The organism is Kineobactrum sediminis (assembly GCF_002868715.1).
GTDB lineage: Bacteria > Pseudomonadota > Gammaproteobacteria > Pseudomonadales > Halieaceae > Kineobactrum > Kineobactrum sediminis.
Genome location: NZ_PKLZ01000014.1, coordinates 83,050 through 108,361, shown reverse-complemented (window position 1 = coordinate 108,361; position 25,312 = coordinate 83,050). Strand labels below are relative to the sequence as shown.

Here is a 25,312-nt window from a genome sequence, read left to right as displayed (position 1 = left end):
TTAAAGGTATTTGTCAGTGACTGCGCCTTCCGATGCCGACGCCACCGTTTTTGCGAATTTCGCCAGTAGGCCACGTGTGTAGCGCGGTGCTGGTCGTTGCCATTGGGCAAGGCGCGCGGCAATCTCGCCGGCACTCAACTTTACCTCAATCTGCGAAGTTTCGGCATCAATCACGATCTCGTCGCCGTCCTCAACAATGGCGAGCGGCCCCCCCTCACTCGCTTCCGGGGTGATATGCCCCACCACAAACCCGTGGCTGCCGCCGGAGAAACGCCCATCGGTTATCAGCGCCACATCGGAGCCAAGTCCTTTGCCCATCAGCGCCGATGTGGGACTTAACATTTCGCGCATACCCGGCCCGCCGCGAGGTCCCTCATAGCGAATCACTACGACATCCCCCTTTACCACGCGACCGTCGAGAATGGCCTGCAAGGCTTCCTCTTCCGAATGGAACACACGCGCAGTTCCAGAAAAACGCAGGCCTTCCTTGCCGGTGATCTTCGCCACCGCGCCATCGGGCGCCAGATTGCCGCGAAGAATCGCCAGGTGGCTGTTGCGCTTGATCGGGTTGTCAAAGGCGCGAATGATATCCTGTGACTCCGGATAGGGTGCCACGTCCGCCAGGTTTTCGGCGAGCGTGTTGCCGGTCACGGTAAGGCAGTCGCCGTGCAGTAACCCTCGATCCAGTAACATCTTCATTAGGGGCTGAATGCCACCAATCGCGATCAATTCCGACATCATGTACTGACCGCTGGGCCGCAGATCCGCAAGCACAGGCACTTTCGCCCCAACACGCACGAAATCATCGAGCGTCAGTTCCACTTGTGTCGCATGCGCCATGGCCAGGAGGTGCAGCACCGCGTTAGTGGAACCGCCCAAAGCGATAACCGTGGTAATGGCATTCTCAAAAGCCTCCCGCGTCATGATATCAGAGGGTTTGATGTCACGCTCCAGCAGGGCCAGCACAGCGGCTCCCGCTCGATGGCAGTCCTCGGCCTTGGAATTGGATATCGCCTCCTGTGCGGAGCTGTTGGGCAGGCTCATCCCCAGGGCCTCGATGGCAGAAGCCATTGTGTTGGCAGTGTACATGCCGCCGCAGGAACCGGGTCCGGGAATCGCCGTTTCTTCAATTTGCTTTACTTCCAGCAGGCTTGCGTCACCACGCGCGTGTTGGCCCACGGCCTCGAAGACCGAGATGATATCGGTATGGTTTGCGCCGGGTTGAATGGTACCTCCATAAACAAATATCGCAGGTCGATTCAGCCTGGCAATGCCGATCATGCAGCCCGGCATGTTCTTGTCGCAGCCGCCTATTGCCACCACGCCGTCAAATCCCTGGCAACCAACCACCGCTTCTATCGAGTCGGCGATAATTTCCCGCGAGACCAGCGAGTACTTCATGCCTTCCGTGCCATTGGCAATGCCGTCGGAAATCGTGATGGTGTTGAAAATCACGCCCTTGGCACCCGCCGCGTCCGTGCCGGCGCAGGCTTCGTCTGCAAGTGCATTGATGTGCATGTTGCAGGGAGTCACCATGCTCCAGGTAGAGGCAATACCGATCTGCGGCTTGCGGAAATCCTCGTCGGTAAAGCCGACCGCGCGCAGCATGGCGCGAGCAGGGGCTTTTTCAATGCCATCCACAACGAGGGATGAGTAGGTGCGCGTGTCTTTCACAGTAATGCTGGCCTCCGGGTTTAATGATGGTTATACGATGCTGCCGCTATTCCAGTCTCATGCGTGGCAGCGTGAATAGTATCGCAGATTCGGACCTGTTCACATTATATGGACCCATGGGAGTCGAGAGGTCAGGATTGAGCGGAATAACGGTGCGCCAGGGCTTGATTGGCCCTGCAACCCGGAATCGGTTTACGCCGCGAAACTTTTGGAAAAACGGCTACTCTACTTAATAAGTACAGGATGGGCATGATCGTCGTATTGCCACTGTTGGGCCATGCCACCTGGCACGCCTACCGGGACACGGTCACTGAGGCCTGAGCATACCGTGAAAGGACCGTGCCCTTCGCGATGGTGGTCTATACTGGCGAAGGTAACGGGGAATCCCACCACTGGAGAAGGGCCATGTTTTTTCAGCGTTTGAAGACCCCGGGTCTGGGTCACAACTCATACATTCTGGGTTGTGGGCAAGGCCTTGCCGTCGTGATAGATCCAAGGCGCGATGTAGACGAATATCTGCATCTGGCGCATATAAACGAGCTCTCGATCGCTTACATCCTGGAGACACATCGGCAGGAGGATTTCGAGTTCGGCTCCGCCCCGCTTGCGGAGATGACCGGAGCGAAAATCGTCAGCGGTTGTCATGAACTTTTTGGGCACACTGATATCAAGCTGAAGGATGGCGAAGAGCTCAAGGTGGGAACAACCCGTTTTATCGCGCTCGAGACCCCGGGCCACACGCCGGAGAGCGTCACTTACGCGGTTTATGTTGAGGATGCCGGCGACAAATGCTGGGGTGCGTTCACCGGCGATGCCCTGTTCGTCGGCGATACCGGACGCACCGATCTGCCCGATCCGGAAAAGACGGGTGAGAACGCCGGCATCCTGTATGACTCCGTTCACGACAGAATCGCCCCGCTGGGCGACCAGACGCTGCTCTATCCGGCGCATGGTTCGGGCTCTGCATGCGGCGGCAATATTTCCGCCCGTGATGAGTCCACGCTGGGCATCGAAAAAGGAAGCAACGCCGTCTTCATAAAAAGCCGCAACGAATTCCGTGACCATAAGCTCGCGGAAAAGATGGGGCGCCCGCCATATTTCCGACATATGGAAAAGGTGAACCTGCTGCCCGGCCGGCCGCTCCCACTGTCGACACTCCAGGTGCTTAAGCCTGGGGATTTCCAGAGCCGCATGAAGGAGGGGCTGGTGATTGATATTCGATCCCCGGAAGCTTTTGCGGGCGCACATATCCCGTTGTCCTACAACATCTGGCTTGATGGCATACCGGCCGTCGCCGGTTGGATCGCGAGTGAAAGTACTCGCATCTTTCTCGTTGTGGAAAGCCCCGAAGACATGGAGCAGGCAGTGACATCGCTCGCGCGCATAGGCATTGATACGGTGGAAGGTGTCCTCGTAGGTGGGTTGGAGACCTGGCGCGAGCAGGGGCTGCCGATCGCAATGCTCGGCACGACAAGCGCTGTTGAGACCGCGGACCGGATGCAGCAGGAGCAGGTTCACCTACTCGACGTTCGAGATGAGTACGAGTGGAATGAGGGATGTATTCCGGGAGCGATTCACCGCTTTTTCGGTTACCTGGAGCAGAATCTGCCACAGCTTCCCAAAGACAGCGAGATCGTCGTGTACTGCAGTGTCGGACATCGCGCGGGCGTTGCCGCGAGCATCCTCAAACGCCGCGGTTTCATGCATGTACACAACATGCTTGGTGGCATTACGGCATGGAAGAAGCTCGATTTTCCGCTCGATACACCAGACAGAACGGAAAAATGAGGTGTGAGCTTGGCATGCCAGGGCGCCACAGGCTCATCCTGTCTCGATGGTCTCGGCCCTCTCACCCTGGCTGAACATGGGGGCCGCAGTGAAGGCCCTGCCGGGGAAGCTGGGCAGGGCCCAGGTTCAACCTGGTATCGTGGCGGTCCTGGTCTCTATTGGGAGGGCCCGCGTAAATCCTTCACGGCTGCACTTTGCTGATCTTCAACCTGGTTAGCGAGTACTCCGTATCAGGCCCCGGAAATGTGGTGTAGCGTGCGTTGTTCACGTACAGGGAGTTCCCCAGCATCGCGCCGCTGGCCACGCCGTCCATATCCGGGTCAGTAATGATCCCGACCCGGCGCCCGGTCAGCAATTCCTTGTCCAGGGCCACGACCTGTATCCAGTCCGGTCCTGAGCCATCACCGAAAGGCGTGAGTATATACAGCAAGCCTTTGTGCGCTACGATGCCATCGATAAAGCCTTCCAATGGCGGTTCTACAATAATTCTGTCGGAATGCCCGGTGAGCGGATCCACCCGATAGATTTGCGCAGTGGCCGAGTCCCCGATGATGAGCGTATCGCCGTTGGGTGTGGCGACAATACCGTTTGCGGTCGAAGGGCTGGCCAGGGGGTCATTATCGTTGTTGCCAATCAGCGCAACAGGCAAGACGCCATCGCCTATGGGCAGTCGACCGCCTTTTGATAGGGATAGTCGGTAGAGATACGGCCCAGTGAAATCGGTAAAGTACACGGCCTCACGGGTGATCGCCACATCATTGATGACGGTCTCAAAGGGCGCCAGGTAATAATCCCCGATCTCTTCACCGGTCTCGGCGTTGTAAACTAAAGCATTACCGACCTTGCACCCGGCCACGAACAGATAATTGGTGCGAGGGTCAACGCGCATCCCAAGTTTCACGCACTCCCCCCCAAACAGGTCAAAATCAGGTTCGGCCTCGACAAGGACTTCACCTTTTCCGCTGCGCAGGTCAACCTTATATATCGATCCATCCACGGAGCTGTTATAGGCGATTGTGCCACGGCCGATTGTAAAACCTTCGGGTGGGGCGCCTGTCAGGGCGGGTACGGTCTTGGCAAACGCGCGGTCGCCGGCCTGGATGGCACCTGTGTGGAGTACGCAGGCCGCTAGTGCAATTGTTGCGAACACGAGTTTTCTATCCATTTGATGTTTCTCCTTGATCCGACAATTTCATGAGTTTGCAGTCCCTCATGTTCAAAAGAGACATTCAGACTTATAATTAACAGTGCCCGGGATTAACAGCGCCCGGGCTCGTTTGATGCCCCGTCTGTTTGGCAGCACACGCTGGGAGAAAGTGTGGCGAACGGTAGCGGTGATTACCTGATCGAATGCTGATTTCTTGCTGATCCCGAGGTGATTTTTTCGTAAGGAATCGATTTTATGATGCAGATGCTCGAAATCGATGAATGTTGGTGCCCGCTTCCCCGCTGTGCGGGAAGCGGGCGGCGCTTACCATGATGAGTTCCGGCAGCGAGGGGCCTGCCTGCCATGCATTTGGCCAATGGCGCTTCGACGCTGACACGGGGGATCTTTTTAATGGGACCGTGACCCTTCGGCTTGAGCCGCAGGTCGCGAAGCTGCTGTGTTATTTCCTTTCTCACCAGAATATTCTGATCAGCCGGAAAGAACTGATGGCGGCGGTATGGGATGATCGGATCGTCTCCGACGACGCCCTCAATCGCTGCATATCGATCCTGCGCCGGCAGCTGACGCCGGACGACAGGAATGCTTATATCGAGACGGTTACGCGGCGAGGATTTATCAGCCACTTTCCGCCGCCTCCGCAGGAAATAGTTTCCCTCGAAACCGCAGTGCTACTGGAAGATGGTGCGCCCACCATACAGCAGCGAGGTCGCAGTAAAGCCCGACTGCTCGCAGTGCTCGCCGGCGTGGGGGCGCTCGTTGTTTTCGGTGTCTTGCAGATGTTCGGTGATTCCACTTTGCCGTGGCGTAGCATGACCCCTTCCCGGGTCCCCATGATTGCAGTGCTCCCTTTCGCTTCTACCGGCGCGGTGGACGACAGCGAATTCTTCGCCAGGGGCATGCACGATGACGTCCTTACGCAGCTCGCGCAACTCGAGTCGATCAGAGTGATTTCAGGCGCCTCGGTGGCCGGGTACCGCGACAGCGAGCGAAAAACCCGGGAGATTGGTCGTGAATTGGGTGTGGACGCGATCCTTGAGGGTAGTGTGCAGCGCGTTGGCGATCAGATCCGAATCAATGTGCAACTGATCGATGTGTACTCCGATGTCCATCTCTGGGCACGGCAGTACAATCGGGAACTGACGCCTAAAAATATCTTCGGCATTCAGGCCGGAATTGCGCGTTCGGTTGCATCTGCACTGAGTTCCGGCCTGACACAGCAGGATATGACGCGCCTGAATGTACTGCCGACCGAAAACATGGCGGCCTACCGCGCCTACCATGAAGCGATGGAACTGCGGAACACCGAGACTATCGCTACGCCGGCCTACAGAGCCGCCCTGGAAAGAGCCGTGGCGCTGGACCGGCACTTCGTGCGGGCCTGGGCCGAGCTGGCCGGCTCGCTCAGCTTTATGAATATCGCCGAGCAGGATCCCGATTCGATCCGGCGCCTGGAGGATATTCTGGAGCGTATACGCGCACTTGCGCCCCAATCGTCTGAATACCTTATTGCACAGGCCTACTACACGTATTACGTCCTGAAGGACTACGACCGTGCTTATGGGCTGATCAGCCAGGCGCGGTCGCTGCGACCGAGCGATGTCCACGTGCTGGAATTGCAATCGTGGATACAGCGTCGTCAGGGTGATTATACTGGCAAAATCGAGACCATCCGCCAGGCACGTAACCTCGATCCCAAGAGTGCTTACTGGACACTCAGGCTGGTCTCTAACCTGTTGCTTGCGCACCGCTACGACGAAGCGATGGATGCGCTTGAAAGCGCTCCCGTTGAGGACTTCAGGTTAGCTGTCTTACGGAGCATTCTTCGCGTGCAAGATCACCGTGAGCCTGCTCGTCTGCTGCCAGAGCTGGTGACGCTGCAGCAAGAGTACGGCGCGGAGGCGGCACCCGTTCAAGTGTGGGAGGCGCATATCGCCGCCAGGGATTATCAGGGTGCCATGGTGGTCCTGGACACCTTTCAAGCGGCTGGGCGTTCCGCCGATGATTGGGGTTTTGCCAGCGTTCCCGATATTACCCTGGCGCGTCTTATTACTACCTGGTTTCAGGGCGAAAAAAATTCAAATGCCGCTTTGCTGCTTGAAATGCAGGGCACGATGGCAAAAGAGTGGAAGCCAGGCGCTCCCAGCTTTGAGGCCAACGCTGACCTGGTTATCGCTATGGTCACGGCCGCCACAGGTAAGAGGGAAGAAACTGAACGCCTGGTCCGGTCGTGGCTGCGCGAAGCAAGCCGGGATGTCGCGGAACTGGTTAACCAACGACATTATGCCTGCCGTGCACTGGCTATTGTCGAGGCTGTGGCCGCCGCACTCGAGTGCCTTCGATCAGGGCTTATGGAACCGAGCCGGGTTATGCCCTTTCTCGAGCCGTTCCTGCCTTATTACGACTTGATGCGAAATGAACCCCGGTTCGTTGAATTTCTCGCCGAACTCGACAAAGCCTGACGGAACAACGTAGCGTCACGCACGTTTACTCGTGCGAACAGGCCAAAATGCGACTGAGATGACTGTAGGGCAAACCCGACTCCTCATGCCACGTATTAAAGATATCCTGCACAATGCGCAACTCGCGTTGGCTGGAGGGCGAGTCGCTAATATCAGCACCCGCCCGGCGCAAGGCCCTCACGACATCACCGGTCAGCACAAAGGTATCGCGGCCCATATTACGCAGGACACGCTGCCCGGTCATGCCCCCGAGGCGACTACCGTGTTTTTTCATATGGGCGAACAGGCCAACCAGGTTGTCACTAGGCCAACGGGTAATAAACCTGCCAAAATTGCCATGCTCTCGTGCCACCTCCAACAGATAATGTGCATTGGCCTGCACACTCAGCACTTTCTGACGGTTGCGGATAATACGTGCGTCCTTTGCAAAGCGGTCGATCTGATCCGGGCTCAGCATCACAATACGTTCTGGTGGAAAACCAAAAAACACCTCTTCGAACCCGTCCCACTTATGGTCTACCACGCGCCATACGAAACCGGCCTGGAAAACACAGCGACTCATCTGAGCCAGGAACCGATCGTCAGTGATACCGGACAGGGCGCGGGTACTGCGCACCTTTGGCATTAAATCAGCCAGAGCCGCACTGCCTCCCTTACGCTTCAGTGCTATCTGGTGAATTTCCTTGAACATCAACATTACAGGGGTGTTTACTCAGGTTGAGCGTTCGGCCCAGAATTGCTGCAGTGGTGTGATCACTGCCACCAGTGCAGCGCCGGCCAGGACACCAAACAGACCGTCGGCGAGGATCGGAACCACGAAACTGCCAACGTTGCCGAAGCCTTCGGCAAAATGATGAATGGCATTATATACCAGCGGCAGGCCATGGGTAAGGATTCCTCCTCCCACCAGGAACATGGCGATAGTGCCGAGGATGGATAATGTCTTCATCATGTAGGGCGCAAGCCAGAGGATGCCCCGCCCGGCTTTTTGCGCCAGTTCGCTGTCCTTGCGACTCAGGTATAAACCACCATCGTCCAGTTTCACAATGCCGGCCACCAGGCCATAAACGACCACCGTAATCATGATGGCCACAACGGACAGGACCAGGAACTGCATGCCAATGCTTTCGCCGGCGACGGTACCCAGTGTGATGGCGATAATTTCTGCGGAAAGGATGAAGTCCGTACGAATTGCACCCTTGATTTTGTTCTTCTCCAGAATCCTCAAATCAGCTTCGGGATTTTTTAATGCCTCTCTCAATTCATGCCTGTGCGCCTGAGCTTCCTCGCGGTGCAGGAATTTATGGACCAGTTTTTCAAAACCCTCGAAGCACAGGAAGGCCCCTCCCAGCATTAGCAAGGGTGTGACCAGCCAGGGCACAAAAAAACTGATGGCAACGGCTGCCGGAACCAGAATAGTCTTGTTGAGAAAGGAGCCTTTGGCAACGGCCCAGACTACAGGGAGTTCCCGCGCCGGCTTGACCCCACTTACCTGTTGCGCATTAAGGGCAAGATCGTCCCCCAGCACCCCTGCGGTTTTCTTGGTGGCGGCTTTTGTCATCAGCGAGACATCGTCCAGAACGGTGGCGATGTCGTCAATGAGTGCAAGCAAACTGCTTCCTGCCATGGCTTGAGTTCCGTGAATTATTGGAGGTGATTTTATTTCCCAATACTTTATACGATTAGCCTATACTCGGCCATCGGCTTCAGCTTCGCGGGAGACGCAAGCGTGAACCTTATTCAACTGGCTGTTCGCAATCCGGCGGCGACACTCGTCGCGGCCCTGCTGGTGCTTGGTTTTGGTGTGCTGGCAATTTACCGGCTGCCTATTCAGCTCCTTCCCGAACTCGCCCCCCCACGTATCTTCATTTTTACCGGCTGGCGTGCCGCGGCACCCGAAGAAATCGAGGAACAGATCATTCAGGGTCAGGAGCGCGTCCTGGGCAACATCCAGGGTGTGACCAGTTTGGTCAGTTCTATTGCGCGCGACCAGGGCTATATTGAACTCAACTTCGAGATCGGCTGGGACATGCAGCAGGGGTTGATCGATGTCATCACCAATCTCAACCAGGCACCGCCACTGCCCGCCGACGCCGACGAACCGATCGTGCGCGCAGGCGCTGGTACCACCGGCAATAACGCGGCGGCCACGCTGCAGTTGTTTCGCGCCGGCGCCGAAGATATAGATGTATCGGTGTATGAAGATCTGGTGACGACCGTAATCGAGCCGCGACTGGCGCGAGTGCCGGGTGTATCGGAGGTTAGGCTGCAGTCACGGCGTGAACGTGAGATTGCGGTCAATATTGACCCCTACCGGCTTGCCGGTATGGGTATTGCCATTGCCGATGTAACCGGAGCGTTGCGCCGCGCCACCAACGTTTCCGGAGGCTTCGCCGATGTGGGCCGGCGGCAGTATACAGTGCGTTTCGCCGGCAGCTTTGGTATTGAGGAACTCGGTGAACTGGTTGTCGGTTGGCGCAATGAACAGCCGGTATACCTCAGAGACGTGGCGAGTGTCGAGGCGGGCTTCATGAAGCGCAACAGCTTCTCCCGGCGTAACGGTAATCCGTCCTATTACATCCGTCTCGAGCGCACCAATGGCGCGAATACCGTGCAGTTGCTTGATTCTCTCAAGGAGGTGATTGCCGAACTCAATGCCGGCCCCCTCGCGGCCGAGGACCTTACCCTGGAGTTGAGCTTCGACGCGTCATTACATATCCGTCGCGCTATCGCGCTGGTGCAGGGTAACCTCATACTGGGCTTGTTGTTGTCCAGCCTCGTGTTGTTCTACTTTCTGCGAGTCATGCGCGCCACTCTGGTTATTGCCCTGAGTATCCCATTGTCCCTGATGGGTGCTTTCCTGGCGCTCCAGGTTACGGGTCACAGCCTGAATGTGATTTCTCTTGCCGGCCTTGCGTTCGCGGTGGGATTGTCCATGGATGCCTCTATTGTGGTGCAGGAAAATATCATGCGCCTGGGTCAGCAGGGTATGGGGCGGCGCGAAGCCGCCGAGGCCGGTGCCGGGGAAGTGGCCCCAGCCCTGCTGTCGTCGACCCTGACCACCGTGGCAATTTTCGTTCCGATTATTTTCCTTGAAGGGCTGGAAGGACAACTGTTCAAGGACCTGGCGATAACGCTCTCGGCTGCCGTGTTGATGTCATTGCTGGTATCCTTGACCGTGTTGCCAATGGCCACCGCCCATGCCGCCTTGTCACAGGTTCCGGCCGATCCTTTGCGGGATTACTGGACCCGGCTGGCGGACTGGATTGACCGGCGCACCCGCTCTGGCCGGGACCGGGTCAGGTGGATCGTGTTGATTCTGGGATCCTCTGTGCTTGCCATAGTGATATTGATGCCCAAGGTTGATTTCCTGCCCAAGGCGGACGTGGACGCGATCGAAAGCTACCTGGACCTGCCTCCCGGGACCAGCCTGGATACCATTGAGACCGAGATATTCGGCGAGATTGAGCGGCGCCTGCAGCCCTATTACACGGGTGAAAAAGAGCCCGCTGTGCGCGGCTATAACGTCGGAGTCGGTCCCGGCTACGGCACAGTCTTCCTGTATCCTGCCGAACCGGCAGGCGTAGAACCCATGATCCGCATTATGCGCGAGGAGATCCTGGCGGGCCTCCCCGATGTGGAACCTTTCGTGCGCCGCGCATCAATGATTCAAGTGGATGGCGGCGGACGCAGTATTGCCATCGATATCCGCGGCGCAGATCTCGAGACTCTCATGCGAGTAGCCAGCGTTGGCATGGAGCAAGTCAAGGCGATGTGGGAGGACGGAAGTGCCTATGCGCAGCCCGCCCTTTCCATGGATCAACCGGAGCTGCGCGTGGTACCAAACGACAAGCGTCTCGGGCTTGCCGGCCTGGATCGCATGACGCTGGCCGAAACGGTGCGTGCACTGACCGATGGCCTGTACGCCGGAGAGTACTTCGATGGTAATCTCCGTTACGACACGATCGTCCATGGTCCGGGATGGAGCACGCCCGAGGAATTTGCGAACACCCCGATTGCTACCCCTCGTGCCGGCGTGCAGTCGATCGGCGAGCTGGCGAGCATCGAATATACCGTAGGCCCTGTCCAGTTGCAGCGAGTTGATGGCCTGCGCACGGTCACCATTAATGTCCTTCCTCCCGAACAGGTGACACTGGAGGAAGCGATAGAGCGCTTGCGTGCAGAACTTGATCCCGAGTTGCGGAGCATGCTGCCGGCTGGTGCCTCCATATTGTACCGCGGCAGCGCCGACCGTTTACAGGAGGCGGTCAACAAGATGCTGGTGAACTTTGCCATCGCGGTACTGATCCTGTTTGGCATCATGGCGGCGATCTTTCGCTCGGCCTGGGATAGCCTGCTGGTTTTGCTGGTCATGCCGCCTGCAATTGCCGGGGGGGTGCTCGCCTTGAAGGCGTTTAATGTGTTCAGTTACCAGTCCCTCGATATGTTGACGATGGTTGGTTTCATCATTCTGCTGGGCCTGGTGGTCAATAACGCCATTCTACTGGTTGACCAGACACGAATCAGGGAGCGGGAGGGGGCAGCGCGGCGGGAAGCGATCCGGGACGCAGTGCTGATGCGGGCGCGTCCGGTATTTATGAGTACCCTGACCAGTATCTTTGGCATGTTGCCGCTCATGCTGATGCCGGGGGTTGGCTCCGAGATCTATCGTGGCCTGGCTGCGGTAATCGTCGGCGGCATGACAGTCAGCGGTGCCGTATCCCTCTTGCTGATGCCAAGCCTGTTGGGCATGGGGAAAACGACCGCGCAGCGACTGGAGAGAGCGGACACACTTGCGGTAAAAGTGGAGGGCGAGACGGGATGATGCGGATAAATATGAATGGTGTAAATACGGTCTTGCTGTTGCTGTTATTCCCGGCCCTGATAACCCTGGCCGATACCGGAGCAGTGGTTGAGACCGCCAGGGTTGAGCGTATAGCGATGGGTGCGCGCCTGCCACTCAATGGTAGTGTATTCAGCCGCAATGACATTGCCGTTACCGCCGCGGTAGCTGGGGAGCTCGACTGGGTTGCCGAGCCCGGTACGAAAGTGACCAGGAACCACGCGATTGCGCGACTCGACAAGACACCCCTGCAGTTGCGGCGTGAAGAACTGCAGGGCCTGCTCGCGCGCGAGGCCGTCAATGAGGTTCACCAGACCAAAGTAGTGGAGCGCTATCTTGCATTGAGCAAGGCCAGGAATCTGTCAGTAATTTTGCTTGATGAAGCTATGTCGCGGCGCGATATTTCGCGCAAGGACATGGCGATTCTGGAAGCGCGCATCAGGCAGCTGGACGACGAGATTGCGCGCTCAGAGGTTCGCGCCCGCTTCAACGGTGTACTGGTCGAGCGCTACAAGCAAGGCGGCGAATATGTTGTGCCCGGCGATGTCATCGGTCGCTTTGTCGGTCTGGAGCGGCTGGAGGTGCGGGTGGCAGTGCCCATTAGCTACCAGGCCCGCCTCGCGATCGGTGACCGTCTCGATATTGCTGTGGGTGAGGATTTACAGCCTGGTCTGGTGCGTACCCTCATCGCGACAGGTGACCCCATCTCCCAGACTTTCGAACTGCATATCGATTTGGTCGGCAGCGGCAGCAAGCCCGTTATGCCCGGGCAGCTGGTCAAGGTGGAGATTCCACTCGAAGCCAGTCGCCCGACTCTGGCAGTGCCACGAGACGCCGTCGTTATACGTCGTGATGGCAGTTATATCTATCGCATCAGTGCCCAGGGGATTGCCGAACGCGTAAATGTAACGGTCGGCGCGGGTCAGGCGCACCTGGTTACTGTCAGTGGTGAGCTGGAGGAGGGAGAGCGTATTGTGGTGCGCGGTGGTGATCGTCTTGAGGATGGCGAAAAGGTTACTGAAAGTGAGGTGGACAGGAGAGATGTCTGAGAAATTATGAACTAGTGAAGCTCATCTTCTTCGTCGAACATACGGATCATGTAACCCGACTCAAGCGCTTCTTTGAGGGCCGGATCCGTTAACAGAAGTTGCTCATCCTCCAGCATTTGCTGCGAAAACAATTTACGTTTTTCAATGTGCACTTCTGTAAAACCTGCCTGCATCAAATAGATCTTGCACAACTGTTCGGCACCAAACAGGTCGGCAAAGTTGATGTACACCATGAACGGCATGATTTTTCCCTCGGGCACGGCTGCCCGTGGAATCCTGGCGGTAGCATTTACTGAAAAAACGTACATTGTTCATCACTCTGAAGGTGCTCACTGGGAGTAGGGCATCTTATCATAAGCGGCGGGGTTGGCCGACCTGGCTGGCGGTCAGCATCTCAACTTTCTGAAGGGTAGCTATAATATTTGTAGAGTCAAACCGATGAGGAATCGGAAATGGCGATTGAACTCATTATTGGGGATATCACCCGGCAGCCTGATCTGGATGCCGTGGTCAACGCCGCCAATGCGGAGTTGATGCCCGGCGGTGGCGTGGCCGGTGCGATTCATCGCGCCGCCGGCCCCAGCTGGCCGAAGCCTGCCGCCCGCTGGCGCCGATCGAACCGGGTCAGGCGGTCATCACCGAAGCATTCGACCAACGCTTTTGATCGAGTGCTCAGCCAATGTTGAAACATGCCGATACCTGCCTCACTCTGTCGCGCTGCGGTCAGCGGTTTGAGCTTGCGGCCGTTTTTCTGTACTATGGTCAAACAATCAACCAACTCGCATACCCGGCTGCCTGTAACCAGGCAAGAGCCGCTGTGCGTCCGTTTTCGGTAAACATGAAAAAAGGGGAAATCCACCAATGAGCAAATCCGCCTCAGCTTCACAATCGCGGTATCTGCAGACACTTCTGGCAACCACGGCACTCGTTTCAGCGGGCGCTGTCCAGGCACAGACCGAGACTGGTCAGACCGACCAGCAAGCCAATCGACTGGAGGAAGTGGTTGTTCGCGGCGTCGCCCGCCAGTTCCGTCCGGAAGAACAGAATACGGCGACCGGCCTGAATCTGTCGCTGGTGGAAACGCCACAGGCGGTGACGGTGCTGACAGGGGATATGCTCCAGACCATCGGCGCCAACTCGGCCTATGAGGCCACGGACCTGGTGCCGAACGTGCAGCGGTCGGGGTCGGGGTTTGGTTTCTCTCAGATCGTCATGCGCGGTATTTTCAGCCTGTCACGCCGGGTCAACAGCATTCGCCTGGATAATCCCGTTACCTCGATCCGGGGTTTTGCCCTGGAGCGTACCGAAATCGTGCGCGGTCCAGCCACGGCAATTTACGGTGTTACCGGCTCTTTTGGTGGCGAGATCAACTCCATATTGAAGGCTCCCACCTATGATTTCCGCTTATCGGTCGGCGCCGAGGTGGGTAGTTATGACGAAAGAAAGATCAACGCCGACATCAGTGGCCCGCTGAACGAGGACGGCACGGTACAGGGACGCCTGGTCGCGCAGTATCATGAGTATGGCCTGCCGCTGGACATCAGGGGCGAGGATTTCCCGAATTACGAGGACATGTGGCTGGGCGCGGTAAGCTGGGATATTTCACCGAGCACGCGTGTGAGCCTGACCCATTACCAGCAGGGCCGTAACATAGATCCATGGGATGGCGGCGCCCTGGTGCAGACGCCGGAAGGCAATCTGGCGCTGCCCGATGCCGATCCGGAGACGTGGTATTTCTCCCACCCGGACCAATCCAACGAAACAGCCAATATCAATTTCACTCTGCTCGAGCTTGATCACACCTTTGATAACGGCTGGCGCGCACAGTCAAAACTGGCACGACACAGCTATGATGAAGACCTGGCCTACTTCTATCCGTTCGGCCCTTTTGGCGCCTATGCATTGGGGGATGACGAGATCTACATCTATTCCTACGATGTGGAGCGCGAAGGCGAGGACCTCACCTTTAACCAGTCGCTGGGCGGTGATTACGAGCTGTTCGGCCGGGACCATCAGTTCTTTGCCGCACTGGAATACCGTGATGACCAGGAGCCCAGTCGTTTCCAGCTGCTGAATTCGGCCTTTCAGGGCTATGCCAGCATGGACTGGTATTCGGATGAAAACTACGACGGCGAGCAGCCGCGTTTCACGGATGGCTCACCTTTCCTGCCCGTAGCGGGTGATCGTGAGGAATTCTTCGGTGTTCGGCAGATCCTGCTCGAAGACGTGACGGACCTGAAGTTGAGCCTGCAGACCCTGGTCAACGTCACCGACCGCCTGCAGGTACTGGGCGGTATTCTGTATCACGACAGCGAGTCGACCACGACCATCCCACGCAACCAGGGTGAAGATGTCACGCCGCCGACCGAAGACAAGGTGGAGTATAGTGAAACGGTTTTCCGGGTCGGTACCACGTATGATGTGATCGACTCCTGGGGCATCATTGACGATGGCCGGGTTTACTACAATTACAGCGAAGGTTTCGAGCCGCAGGTATTCACCAATGAAGAGGGTGATACCGTGAGTGCACCCCAGGAAATGGAGCAGCACGAAATCGGCTTCAAGACCGAGATGCTGGGTGGTTCGGTCGGTACCTCGATCGCGCTGTTCGACTACGAGATCACCAATATCGAAGTGTCCAGCTCCTTTCTGGGCTCGTTCGGCGGTTTCGGCAGCACCGTGCTGGAAGGTACCCAGGAAGCCACCGGGCTCGAACTCGAACTGGTCGGCGAAATCCTGCCGGGCTGGAACGTCATGGCCAACTACGCCTATATGGACGCCGAGATCCTGAACCCGAACAATACCCGCAGTACTGCACCGCGCACCACACCGAAAAACTCCGGCGCGATAACTACCACCTACGAGTTCCTGGAAGGGCCGCTGGTCGGGCTGCGCATCGGCGGTACGCTTAAAATCAGCGGTGATTACGGCTTCGTCGAGGGTACAAGCAATGTGGATCGCTTTGGCGAGCAGCCTGAAGCCGGTGCGCATGAGCGCGTCGACCTGCATGCGTCCTATGCCCCTCGTAGCGGCCCGCTGCAGAACTTCGAGCTGAACTTTAACTGGAAGAATATCTTCGATGAAGACATTCTGGTGGCCAAGCAGGGCAACCCCGGCTACGGCATCATGTTTATTGACCAGCAGAGGATGTCACTGGGCCTGCGCTACAAGCTATAACAGGAAAAGGATGGGCAACATGAAGGGCACGAGTGGTATCAAGGGCACCAGGGGCGCAATGCTGGGGCTCTTTGCCCTCGCGGCCCTGCTGCCGGCAACAAACGCGGTAGCGAGCTATGGCATCTACGTTGGCAAGAACCTGACAGCCGATGGCAGCGTGCTGCTTGGTGGCACCGGCGAGGAGGTGTCCAGTCACTGGCTGGAGATCGTGCCCCGCAGGGATCACGAGCAGGGCGCTACCATAATCGTGGGCGTCGATGATCGGGCGACCTATCCCGGTGAGCTCAGCGAAATTCCCCAGGTCGATCAGACGGCCAAATTCATCACCATGGAATACTCCGATTACGAGGGCTTTCCTCCACCCTTGACCAATGGCGGGCTTAACGAGCACGGCGTTGCGGCGCGTGACATCTGGTCGCCTTCCCGGGCCAGCCTCGCCGCCATGACACCCGAGCCCCAGACCGGCCCGAACTACAGCGACCTGTCGCGTATCGTCATGGAGCGGGCCCGTACCGCGCGCGAGGCGGTGGAGATTATCGGCGCCCTGATGGACGAGTATGGCTACTCGACCTACGGCGGCAATTCCCATCTGTTTGCCGACAAGGATGAAGGCTGGCTGGTCATCAACTTTGCCGGCGGCCAGGGGCTGTGGATTGCCGAGCGCCTCGGGCCGGATGACATACGGATGTCCTACCCGGGTTACCTGGGCGAGATTCCGGTGGATTTCCAGAAAAGCGATGACTACATGGGGTCGGACAACTTCATTTCCTTTGCGGTTGAGCAGGGCTGGTATGATCCGGATTCAGGTGAACCCTTCAACGTCAACGAGATCTACGGCAACGGTGAAGGGCGCTCCGAGGGTGTGCGTATCATTGAGGCGCGGGCGCAGCAGAAAGCGGGGCAGGGCGGTGTCACCCTGCGTGACATGATGGATTATGTGCGTGACCCGTTGATTGCCGGTGATCCAGCCGGTTACGGCCAGGTCGCGCAACTGCGCCAGGACCTGGCCCATCCCGACCTGCGGGTACTGTGGGTGGCGCCGACCGGTTCGGTGACCGCCCCCTTCGTGCCCTACTGGATGGGGGGTACCGAGGTGTTGCCGGAATTCGGCAAGCACCGCTATCTGACCAAGGGTGAAGCGACCCGTTTCGTAACACCGGATTTCTCCATTCAGGAAGCGTCACAGTTTGCCGGCCGCCTGTTCAAGCGCCTGATGTATTACACCTGCGATGCCCCGGAGCGCTTTCTGCCCGAGGTGACCGAGGCATTGACGGCTTTCGAGAATGCCAGTATTGCCGACAGTGGGAACATAGAGGCGCGTGCGCTGGCCCTGATCAATGCCGGCCATCCGGCTATGGCCACTGGGGTCTTCAACGACTACAGCAACGAGCGCTCCGAAGAAGCGCTGGAACTCGGCGAGGCCCTGTTGGGCAGTATTGAGGCTCGCCATCGTTTGCTGGAGGGTTATCGGGAGCCAAAAGACTGGCGTACCATCAGCACCCGCAGCGGCGCCAACGTATTCTGCCGCTAGTAACCGGTCGGGCTTGAGGCTTTTCCAGAATAGAAAAGCCTCAAGCCCGACAAACTCCTCTAATCCCGGGGCTGGTCCGGATCCGCTCCCACCAGGCAGGTCACCGCCTTACCGCCGGCATTGATGTCGGCGTCACTGGGTGGTTGCGGAATGCCGTGGCGCGTTTTGACTTCTGCCTCAATCCCGGCCAGCAGGCCTCGTCCCAGTTCCAGGGCATCTCCTGCCCGCGCGTGGCTGAATCGGGTCAGCACATCGCTGCCCAGCTCGCTGCTGTCCGCATAGGCAAGCGCCGCGATCCGTTCGATGCGTGGCAGTTCCTCCAGCATCGTCGCTTCGAAGGCAGTCAAGGTGGACTGCACCCGCTCGAGCTGCTCTTCCGGGAAAGCGCAGGTGTAATACATCAGGCGCTTGAACAGGCGCCCGGCAAACTCGGTGGCTTCCTGCAGCTGGAAGTCCGGATTGATGAACGTGGGCGCTGCATTGTCGGTCAGGTAGCGGTGCAGGCCGTACTCGGGCGGTACGCTGTCGACACCGACCCACCACGGCACGAAGGGTGCGGTCACGGAGCCGGTCGGTGCCACCCAGACCAGCGCCAGTGACGGATTGGCCAGTTCCTGGCGCAGGTGCGCGACCTGGCCATAACCGGCATGATCATCGGCAATGCGCGGATCGCGCACCATCTTCATCACATCTTCGACGCTGACCGGTACCATGTCCCGCAACTCCGCCTCCAGTTCGGCCGGTGACACATATTTGGTGCCGGGAGTGCGCATGATGCCGCCGAGGCCGTAGACCTCATCCACGTTCAGCGAGCCCGATGCCGGGTCGTGCCAGCCCTGCTGCCGGGCGAACGAAAACAGGTTGTCGGAGCCCATGAAGTCGGGGTTGGACTGATAATCGGCGGGCACCTCTTCGATATACCCGGGATAACTGGCACGGACATCATCCGGGCCCAGCCGTTCCGCCACCCAGAGTCCCTGACCGCCGGCAAACTGGAGTACTACCCAACCTTCCTGCGGGTCGGCGATAAGGTGTGAGTTCCCCCCGTAGGTGGTGTAACCATACTCGTCGATCAGTGCGCCGATAATCTCCACCGCTTCGCGCGCCGTGCTGGCACGCTCCAGCGCCATACGTGCCAGGTCGCTGTAATTGGGCCCGGTCTGGTCGGCGGGTGTCATTTCGATGAGTTCGGGGCGCGAGGGTGACCAGATGTCGCGGATGGCAACCTGGTGCTCATTGAGGCCGCCGTTGGTGATCGGCGCGGGGAAGCCTGCATAGCTGCTGTAATTCATGGTGATATAACGGAAGGTCTCCCTAGCCTGGGGTACTTCCGACAGGCGTGCCGGCAGTCGGGCTTCGGGAGTTGCACCAACGGTAATCATCGCTCCGGCGGGATGATTCGCTCGCGGTACTATTTCCAACCAGTGGCTGGAGGGCTCCTCGCCGGTACCGCCCAGCAATACGCTGCCGTCCTCGGTCAGGCCGCTACCCACATAAATGCCGTAGCTGGCGTGGGCCACCTGCGACAACGGCAGTGATGCAACGAGTGCGGTAATGAGGGCCGGCAGCCCCTGACGTAATTTGCCTGTGATCACAGCGTTCTCCTGATCAGTTTGCGATAAAAAAGGGAAGGGGGGGAAGGGTAACACAGTGGTGACCGGACCGGCGAAAAGGCGGGCCGCTTGCGGCTGGGCTCCTTCAAGTTGCTGCCCATAAGCCCATGACTTATACTGCCGCGCCCTTCACTGACCGCAGGATTGCCTCCGATGTTGCCTTCCAATCCGAAAATCCGCGAAGGCATGGCGCTGCACCGTCGGGGGCAACTGAAGGCGGCCGCTGAGATCTATGCCGGCGTACTGGCAGCCAACCCGGACGATCACCAGGCCATGCACTACCTTGGCCTGGCGCAGTTCCAGCAGGGCCAGCTCGCCGAGGCCGAACGTCTGCTGGCACGCTCGGCGCAGCTGGAGCCGGGCAATGCCAATACCTGGAGCGACCTCGGTATGGTCCGGGTCCGGGCGGACCAGCCGGAGGCGGCGCTGGAGCCTTTCTCACGGGCGCTGGCGCTGTCGCCGGACCACCCCGATGCACTGAACAATATGTCCCAGGCGTTGCGCAGGATGAGCCGCTTCGGCGAAGCCCGACCGTTGCTTGAGCGTTTGCTGGCGCTCAAGCCGGACTCGGCCACCGTGTTGCAGGCGCTGGCCGACGTGCAACAAAAGGTGGGGGATGTCGATGCCGCTATCAGTACCTATCAGCGCACCCTGCAGCACGCGCCGGAGGACCGCCGGGTGCGTCTCGGGCTGGGCGATGCCTATGAGTCCGCGGGCAAGTTCAAGCAGGCGAAGATGCAGTATCTCTCCGTGCTGCGTCGCGACCCCGACAGCCCGTTGGCGCTGGCGCGACTGTTGCAGCTGCGCGAAGGAGAGCCCGAGCCGGAGCAGATTGATCGGGCCCGCGCGCTCGCCGATGACCCCCGCACGCCAGAGGACGGGCGCATACGCTTGAATGTGGCGCTGGGTTACCTGCATGACCGCCAGCGGCAGTTTGATGAGGCCTTCCGCCGTCTGCAATTGGGCTACGACGTCCAGGCGCGACGCGAACCTTTCGACAGCGCCGGTTACACCCGTGCCATCGACAGCCTCATCGAGGTACTGGATGCGGATTTCTTCCGCTCGGCAGCGGTAGCGGATGTGAGTTCTGAGCGCCCTTTATTCATTGTCGGCATGCCCCGCTCCGGGACCACGCTGACCGAGCAGATCCTGGGTAGTCATTCGCGCGTGGCCGCCGGTGGGGAGCTGTCATCGTTGCTGAAGGTGAGCTATCAGATACAGCAGCTGTCCTCGACGGGGGAACCCTATCCCCGCGGCCTGCGGGCAGTGGACAAAAACGGCCTGAACAGCATGGCACAACGGTATCTCGAGGATCTGGACAAGGTCTCGATTACTGCCGAGCGGGTGACTGACAAGCTGCCCTTCAACTTCATGCATCTGGGCGTTATTGCCCTGTTGTTTCCCAACGCGCGGATCATTCACTGCCGCCGACATCCGCTGGATAACTGCCTGTCCTGCTACTTCACCAGTTTCGCCGACCAGATCCGTTTCGCCAACCGACTCGATACGCTGGGTAACTATTACCGCGACTACGACCGGCTGATGCGGCACTGGCACAAGGTGCTGCCAGTGGAAATCTTTGACTTGCACTATGAAGATCTGATCGGGAACACAGAGCAGAGCATTCGTGCCCTGTTGGACCATTGTGGGCTGGAATGGGAAGACGCGTGCCTGTCATTCCACGAAAGCCGGCGCGCGGTCCGGACGCCGAGCCGCTGGCAGGTGCGCCAGCCCATTTATAAGGGGTCCGTACAACGGTGGCGCAATTATGAAGAGCAGCTGCAGCCGTTGGTGGAGATCCTGGCGCCGCTGCTTGGGGACCGCTCCTGATGCTGCAGAGACTGGCTAGGAAGCCAGCGTGTTGAGCGGGCCCAACCACTGGCGGTAATGCCGCCACCGGGCTATCGCGCCGGTATGCATGGGCTGGCGAACCTGGCTGTGGCTGGCGGTCAGCACCGGTCGCTGGTGGCGATGAAAGTCCAGGCAACCCGGATGCGGTGTCAGCCCGGTGCTCTCGAGTAGCGCGGGGATCTGTCGATCCGGATCACTCACCAGCTCTTCATAGGCCACGTTGATAAAAGGGCCGGGGAGGACGGCCTGCCAGTGCCGCATCAGGCGCTGGTATAGCGAGCAATAGTGCGCCAGATCCTCCAGGGTGTGGTAGTAGGGTTCATGGCCGGCAAAGTTGGCACTGTACAGTGAGAACGCAGTGGCACGCAGGTCGCGCACACTGTGGATGATGGGTGCGTCGGGAAACATCAGCCGCAGGAAACCGGCGATTTCGAAATTGGCCGGCATTTTGTCCACCACCCGGGGGCCTTCCAGTCCACGCTCGAACAGGGCATCGACATAGTGCTCCCGGGCGTCTTCAAGCAGGCGCCTGTCCACGGGGTTCGAGGCATCGACCGGCCCGCGCCGGCCGGCCTGTTCGCGCTGTGCCCGAAAGCGGGCTTCGCACTGGTGGGCGGTCGTCAGTTCGCCACCGGCCTCAACGTCGGGATGGCCGGCCAGAATCTGTTCCAGCAGTGTGGTGCCAGAGCGGGGCAGGCCGATGATGAATACCGGTAGCAGGTCGATGGGCAGTGGATCAAGCGGGGTCGCGAAACTGTCGGCGTTATAGGTCTGCAGATGGCCGGCCACCCGCTTTTCCATCTGTTCGGGTTGGTAGCGGATGCCCTGACCGGCGAGTTCATCATGCGCCAGGGTATTGGCCTGCTGTAAAAACCTGAAAGCCTGTTGATGGTCACCGGCTTTGTCCATGATGCGTGCGACTGCGAAGCCGGCATTGATCCGGTCGGCGGCGGGCAGGTCGTCACGGCTGGCGATCTCTGTTGCCTGTGCGGCCAGCGTATCGTCGGGGGCCGGTATCGCGAGGTCGACGATACCGAACAGAGCTTCGCCCAGGGTTGGTTCCCGTTTCAGTGCGGAGTGATAGGCCGCTCTGGCGGCGACCGTCTCGCCGAATGCCTTGTGCAGGTGGCCCCTGAGAAGATGGGTAAACGCCGCGGCCGGGAACCGCCTGCCGAGTTCATCGGCCAGACGCCGGATACTGTCCAGGTCCTGCAGCGCAAACCGTGCATGGGCCAGCCCACGGTAGGCCGCAAGTTCGTCCGGGGCGAGGGCTCGCGCGCGCTCGAACGCCTCCGCCGCGGCCGGCCAGTCACCGCGCTGCGCCTGCAGGGATCCCCGTCGGCCCCAGCGTTGCGCTTCAGCCCTGCGGGTACCCTCGGGCGTAGTCATGCTGTGTCGAGGGCGCTGCTGAACCCGTCGGCGCTGAGCTGGACCTCCTCAATGTCACAATGCGCCAGCAGGAAAGCGACGACACGATCTTCAAACAGTGCGGATTGCAATTCGGCCATGGCGCTGGGATGGTCCAGGTAGTAATCGATTAGTTCGGCCTGCTGGGTATCGTCGTCCTGTGCCTGCGCCGCAATCAACGCGGTGACCTCGTCGCGATCCAGATGGATGTTATGGACACGACCGATTTCGGTCAGCAGTATGGCGAGCCGGATACGCCGCTCGGCAATGCGGGCGAACTCCACCCGCAGGTCGGCATCGACGGGGCCGCCGATGTCGCGCTGGTAACCGGCTTCAATGCCCGTCCGCTCCCGTTCCACCATTTCGCCGGGTACCGGAAAGTCATGGCGCGCCATCAGGACATCGAAGAGTTGGCGGCGCAGGTGAATTTGCGCCTGTTCCTGTTCGGCGGTGCTGCCGGTGGGGGGGGCCAGTCGCTGTAGCGCCAGGCCTTCGAGGCTGTCGAGTTCAACCCGTGGTGCGACCTCCACGGTGAGTTCCAGTTCCAGTTCCGCAGTGTTGGCCGGACTTTGCTCGATCAGGCTGATTTCGGGACGGCGGATCGGTTGCAGCACTTTCTCGGCAATGATTTGTCTGGCCACCTCGATGGCCATGCGATCGACCACGGACTGGCGTATGCGATCGCCAAAGCGGTTGCGCAGAACTGACAATGGGGCTTTCCCCTTGCGGAACCCGGAGACCGTGGCGGTACGGCCCATGTCACTCAATTGCCGGTCCACTTCGGTGTTTACCGGCCCGGCATCAAGGGCCAGGCGATAGACGTGAGTCAGCTGATCTATGCGTTCGTCGAGTATGCGGCTGTTGTTCATGGTGAATCATTATACATGGGGCGGCAGGTGTGCGGGCGTATGGACTCGTGTATTTTCGATTAGCTCAACCCCTTCATTTGCGCTGGGCCTTTTCCAGTTCCTGCTCGTTGGTCAAATCGAGGCGCAGCGGCGTCATCGCAGTATAGCCCTGCTCGACCGCCCAACGATCGGTGCCCTCTTCGGGATCTCCCACCGCGGCGACGGTAAACCAGAAGTGTTCCCGCCCCATCGGATCCCGCCCGGGGATTACCTTGCCGTCATACTGCCTGACCGACTGGCGAACCCAGCGCATTCCCAGGGGCCTGGAAAGGGGGAAGTTCACATTGACCAGGGACAGGTCGTTCTGTGGCAGCAACAATTCCAGCACTTCGGCCACCGCGGGCTTGAGCTCTTCGAAATCGGGTGTGTCACCTACCACCGGTGCACTCAGTGCAATACCGCGAAGGCCGAGCAGAACCGCTTGCTTGGCGGCCGCCAGCGTGCCCGAGTGCCACATACTGTTACCGAGATTGCTGCCGAGATTGATGCCCGAGAGCACGACATCCATCTTTTCCCAGTGATAGGCGCCCAGTGCAACACAGTCCGCCGGCGTACCGTTGACGCGGTATGCGTCGACACCAGCCAGGGACGTCGGCCGATAGGTCAGGGGCCGCGAGGCAGTAATCGAGTGCCCCATTGATGACTGTTCGACATCGGGCGCCACCACGCGAACATGACCGAATTGTGCTGCCACCTCGGCCAGTGCCGCGATTCCCGGGCTATAGATTCCGTCGTCGTTCGCAATCAGTATGTTCATGAGATTCTGCCCGTCCGACTTTCTTTTCTATATTCTAGACTCTTACTATGAAATTTCGACTGTCGAATGACCTGAACGCTTTCCAGCGGACACCTCCGCTGCCGGCCGGAGGTAGTGACCCCCATGCGAGCCATCCTGATCCACAACCCCGATGCCGCCAGCGGCACTGCCGCGGGTGAAACGGCTGTGCTGGCCCTGTTGCGCGATGCCGGCTACGACACCGCTATCGGCTCACTGGGCGACCAAAACTGGGAAAAAGGTCTCGCGGCAGATGACATCGTTGTGGCCAGTGGCGGCGACGGTACCATCAGCAAGGTCGCCGGCCGACTGGCCGGCCAGCCGGCCGCGATTGCCATACTGCCGCGTGGTACCGCCAACAATGTGGCCCGATCACTGGGTCTGCTTGGTATGTCCCTGGCGCAACTAATTGAAAGCTGGGCCACCGCTGACCGTTGCCGTGTCGACCTGGGCCGGATAAGCGGTATCCGGGGGCCGGAATATTTCCTGGAGGGCGTGGGGGTCGGTCTTTATGCCGACATCATGGCGCGACTCAATGCCACCGACAATGCCGGGATCGCGCATCTCGAAACCCCGGACAAGTTACTGGAGATGATCGCGATACTGCGGCACGGCTTGCAGGAACGAGCTCCCGTACCTATCCACGGGACGCTTGACGAGCGCGACATTTCGGGCGATTACCTGTTGATAGAGGCACTGAATTTTCCATTTATCGGTCCCAATCTCAAGCTCGCACCGCAGGCCGATCCTGGCGACGGTCAGCTTGATGTGGTGCTGGTACCTGAAACCGCGCGCTCCGCCCTGGATGTTTATCTTGCGCGATGCTTATCCGGCGCCGCCGACGTCCCGGCCGACCTCCCGGTGCTTCGGGGGCGACGCTTACAGCTCCATGGTGTCGGGGGTTGCATCCATCTCGATGGAATAACGCCCGCCGCTGGCACCTGCAGCGGAAGCGGAATCCTCCGCATCGAGGTGAGCGACAGGCACGTCACACTGCTGGTCCCTTCGGATGGTATCCCAACGACGCCACGGCGTCAGCCAACGGGCGCATAACCTGCGCAGTGTTTTT

Annotated in this window: 18 protein-coding genes; 9 read left to right on the top strand and 9 right to left on the bottom strand. The window is 59.1% G+C overall.

Annotation, left to right across the window (positions count from 1 at the left end; all coding sequences use genetic code 11):
* On the bottom strand, positions 1–1,674 hold the full coding sequence (ilvD, locus tag CWI75_RS16265; RefSeq protein ID WP_101522586.1) for a dihydroxy-acid dehydratase: 1,674 nt from the start codon (positions 1,672–1,674) through the stop codon (positions 1–3).
* Between the two features lie 405 nt (positions 1,675–2,079).
* On the opposite strand from ilvD, the gene CWI75_RS16260 reads away from it, so the two are divergent.
* Entirely contained in the window at positions 2,080–3,462 is a 1,383-nt protein-coding gene (locus CWI75_RS16260) for an MBL fold metallo-hydrolase (protein WP_101522585.1), read from the top strand.
* Between the two features lie 181 nt (positions 3,463–3,643).
* Here the strand turns inward: CWI75_RS16260 and CWI75_RS16255 are convergent, their stop codons facing one another.
* The gene (locus CWI75_RS16255) at positions 3,644–4,627 is read right to left on the bottom strand and encodes an SMP-30/gluconolactonase/LRE family protein (protein ID WP_101522584.1); all 984 of its coding nucleotides are present in this window, start codon (positions 4,625–4,627) and stop codon (positions 3,644–3,646) included.
* Positions 4,628–4,938: 311 nt separating this feature from the next.
* Between CWI75_RS16255 and CWI75_RS16250 the strand changes: the two genes are divergently transcribed.
* Positions 4,939–7,089, top strand: a complete 2,151-nt coding sequence (locus tag CWI75_RS16250) for a winged helix-turn-helix domain-containing protein (RefSeq protein WP_162300114.1) — start codon at positions 4,939–4,941, stop codon at positions 7,087–7,089.
* A gap of 25 nt (positions 7,090–7,114) precedes the next feature.
* Here CWI75_RS16250 and CWI75_RS16245 read toward each other — a convergent pair whose 3' ends face one another.
* Positions 7,115–7,786, bottom strand: coding sequence for a DNA-3-methyladenine glycosylase I (locus CWI75_RS16245; protein WP_101522582.1), 672 nt, complete (start codon positions 7,784–7,786; stop codon positions 7,115–7,117).
* Between the two features lie 15 nt (positions 7,787–7,801).
* Complete coding sequence (locus tag CWI75_RS16240; RefSeq protein ID WP_101522581.1) at positions 7,802–8,716, bottom strand: DUF808 domain-containing protein; 915 nt, start codon at positions 8,714–8,716, stop codon at positions 7,802–7,804.
* A gap of 102 nt (positions 8,717–8,818) precedes the next feature.
* On the opposite strand from CWI75_RS16240, the gene CWI75_RS16235 reads away from it, so the two are divergent.
* Both CWI75_RS16235 and CWI75_RS16230 read left to right on the top strand, forming a co-directional pair.
* Positions 8,819–11,914, top strand: a complete 3,096-nt coding sequence (locus CWI75_RS16235) for an efflux RND transporter permease subunit (protein ID WP_162300113.1) — start codon at positions 8,819–8,821, stop codon at positions 11,912–11,914.
* Entirely contained in the window at positions 11,911–12,981 is a 1,071-nt protein-coding gene (locus tag CWI75_RS16230) for an efflux RND transporter periplasmic adaptor subunit (RefSeq protein ID WP_101522579.1), read from the top strand. The genes CWI75_RS16235 and CWI75_RS16230 overlap by 4 nt, the downstream gene beginning before the upstream one ends.
* An 11-nt stretch (positions 12,982–12,992) precedes the next feature.
* Here the strand turns inward: CWI75_RS16230 and CWI75_RS16225 are convergent, their stop codons facing one another.
* Positions 12,993–13,223 carry a hypothetical protein gene (locus CWI75_RS16225; RefSeq protein WP_241521266.1) on the bottom strand — a complete coding sequence of 77 codons (231 nt, stop codon included), beginning with the start codon at positions 13,221–13,223 and terminating at the stop codon, positions 12,993–12,995.
* 210 nt (positions 13,224–13,433) lie between these two features.
* Between CWI75_RS16225 and CWI75_RS16220 the strand changes: the two genes are divergently transcribed.
* The 3 genes from CWI75_RS16220 (at position 13,434) to CWI75_RS16210 (ending at position 17,689) form a co-directional block, all read left to right on the top strand.
* A complete protein-coding gene (locus CWI75_RS16220; protein ID WP_241521265.1) occupies positions 13,434–13,667 on the top strand; it encodes a macro domain-containing protein in 234 nt (77 codons plus the stop codon).
* 175 nt (positions 13,668–13,842) lie between these two features.
* Positions 13,843–16,158: a TonB-dependent siderophore receptor gene (locus tag CWI75_RS16215; RefSeq protein WP_101522577.1), complete on the top strand. Its 2,316-nt coding sequence runs from the start codon at positions 13,843–13,845 to the stop codon at positions 16,156–16,158.
* A 19-nt stretch (positions 16,159–16,177) separates the two neighbouring features.
* Entirely contained in the window at positions 16,178–17,689 is a 1,512-nt protein-coding gene (locus CWI75_RS16210; RefSeq protein ID WP_241521264.1) for a C69 family dipeptidase, read from the top strand.
* 59 nt (positions 17,690–17,748) lie between these two features.
* On the opposite strand, the gene CWI75_RS16205 is transcribed toward CWI75_RS16210, so the two are convergent.
* Entirely contained in the window at positions 17,749–19,284 is a 1,536-nt protein-coding gene (locus CWI75_RS16205) for a C69 family dipeptidase (RefSeq protein ID WP_241521263.1), read from the bottom strand.
* Between the two features lie 171 nt (positions 19,285–19,455).
* Here CWI75_RS16205 and CWI75_RS16200 point away from each other — a divergent pair, with 171 nt between their 5' ends.
* Positions 19,456–21,132, top strand: a complete 1,677-nt coding sequence (locus tag CWI75_RS16200; RefSeq protein ID WP_101522575.1) for a tetratricopeptide repeat-containing sulfotransferase family protein — start codon at positions 19,456–19,458, stop codon at positions 21,130–21,132.
* Between the two features lie 15 nt (positions 21,133–21,147).
* Here CWI75_RS16200 and CWI75_RS16195 read toward each other — a convergent pair whose 3' ends face one another.
* The 3 genes from CWI75_RS16195 to surE form a co-directional block, all read right to left on the bottom strand.
* A complete protein-coding gene (locus tag CWI75_RS16195; protein WP_101522574.1) occupies positions 21,148–22,542 on the bottom strand; it encodes a tetratricopeptide repeat-containing sulfotransferase family protein in 1,395 nt (464 codons plus the stop codon).
* The gene (locus tag CWI75_RS16190; RefSeq protein WP_101522573.1) at positions 22,539–23,429 is read right to left on the bottom strand and encodes a trigger factor; all 891 of its coding nucleotides are present in this window, start codon (positions 23,427–23,429) and stop codon (positions 22,539–22,541) included. Before CWI75_RS16190 ends, CWI75_RS16195 begins: the two co-directional genes overlap by 4 nt.
* Positions 23,430–23,502: 73 nt before the next feature.
* Positions 23,503–24,225 (bottom strand): 5'/3'-nucleotidase SurE, encoded by a 723-nt coding sequence (gene surE / locus CWI75_RS16185; RefSeq protein ID WP_101522572.1) that lies wholly within the window; start codon positions 24,223–24,225, stop codon positions 23,503–23,505.
* 123 nt (positions 24,226–24,348) lie between these two features.
* On the opposite strand from surE, the gene CWI75_RS16180 reads away from it, so the two are divergent.
* Positions 24,349–25,296, top strand: a complete 948-nt coding sequence (locus tag CWI75_RS16180; protein WP_101522571.1) for a diacylglycerol/lipid kinase family protein — start codon at positions 24,349–24,351, stop codon at positions 25,294–25,296.
* The last annotated feature ends 16 nt before the right edge of the window (positions 25,297–25,312 follow it).

Bases quoted from the DNA above. Each gene is read 5' to 3' on its own strand.
- CWI75_RS16260 (WP_101522585.1), top strand. From the start codon at position 2,080: ATGTTTTTTCAGCGTTTGAAGACCCCGGGTCTGGGTCACAACTCATAC.
- CWI75_RS16255 (WP_101522584.1), bottom strand. From the start codon at position 4,627: ATGGATAGAAAACTCGTGTTCGCAACAATTGCACTAGCGGCCTGCGTA.
- CWI75_RS16250 (WP_162300114.1), top strand. From the start codon at position 4,939: ATGATGAGTTCCGGCAGCGAGGGGCCTGCCTGCCATGCATTTGGCCAA.
- CWI75_RS16245 (WP_101522582.1), bottom strand. From the start codon at position 7,786: ATGTTGATGTTCAAGGAAATTCACCAGATAGCACTGAAGCGTAAGGGA.
- CWI75_RS16240 (WP_101522581.1), bottom strand. From the start codon at position 8,716: ATGGCAGGAAGCAGTTTGCTTGCACTCATTGACGACATCGCCACCGTT.
- CWI75_RS16230 (WP_101522579.1), top strand. From the start codon at position 11,911: ATGATGCGGATAAATATGAATGGTGTAAATACGGTCTTGCTGTTGCTG.
- CWI75_RS16225 (WP_241521266.1), bottom strand. From the start codon at position 13,223: ATGCCGTTCATGGTGTACATCAACTTTGCCGACCTGTTTGGTGCCGAA.
- CWI75_RS16220 (WP_241521265.1), top strand. From the start codon at position 13,434: ATGGCGATTGAACTCATTATTGGGGATATCACCCGGCAGCCTGATCTG.
- CWI75_RS16215 (WP_101522577.1), top strand. From the start codon at position 13,843: ATGAGCAAATCCGCCTCAGCTTCACAATCGCGGTATCTGCAGACACTT.
- CWI75_RS16210 (WP_241521264.1), top strand. From the start codon at position 16,178: ATGAAGGGCACGAGTGGTATCAAGGGCACCAGGGGCGCAATGCTGGGG.
- CWI75_RS16200 (WP_101522575.1), top strand. From the start codon at position 19,456: ATGTTGCCTTCCAATCCGAAAATCCGCGAAGGCATGGCGCTGCACCGT.
- CWI75_RS16195 (WP_101522574.1), bottom strand. From the start codon at position 22,542: ATGACTACGCCCGAGGGTACCCGCAGGGCTGAAGCGCAACGCTGGGGC.
- CWI75_RS16190 (WP_101522573.1), bottom strand. From the start codon at position 23,429: ATGAACAACAGCCGCATACTCGACGAACGCATAGATCAGCTGACTCAC.
- surE (WP_101522572.1), bottom strand. From the start codon at position 24,225: ATGAACATACTGATTGCGAACGACGACGGAATCTATAGCCCGGGAATC.
- CWI75_RS16180 (WP_101522571.1), top strand. From the start codon at position 24,349: ATGCGAGCCATCCTGATCCACAACCCCGATGCCGCCAGCGGCACTGCC.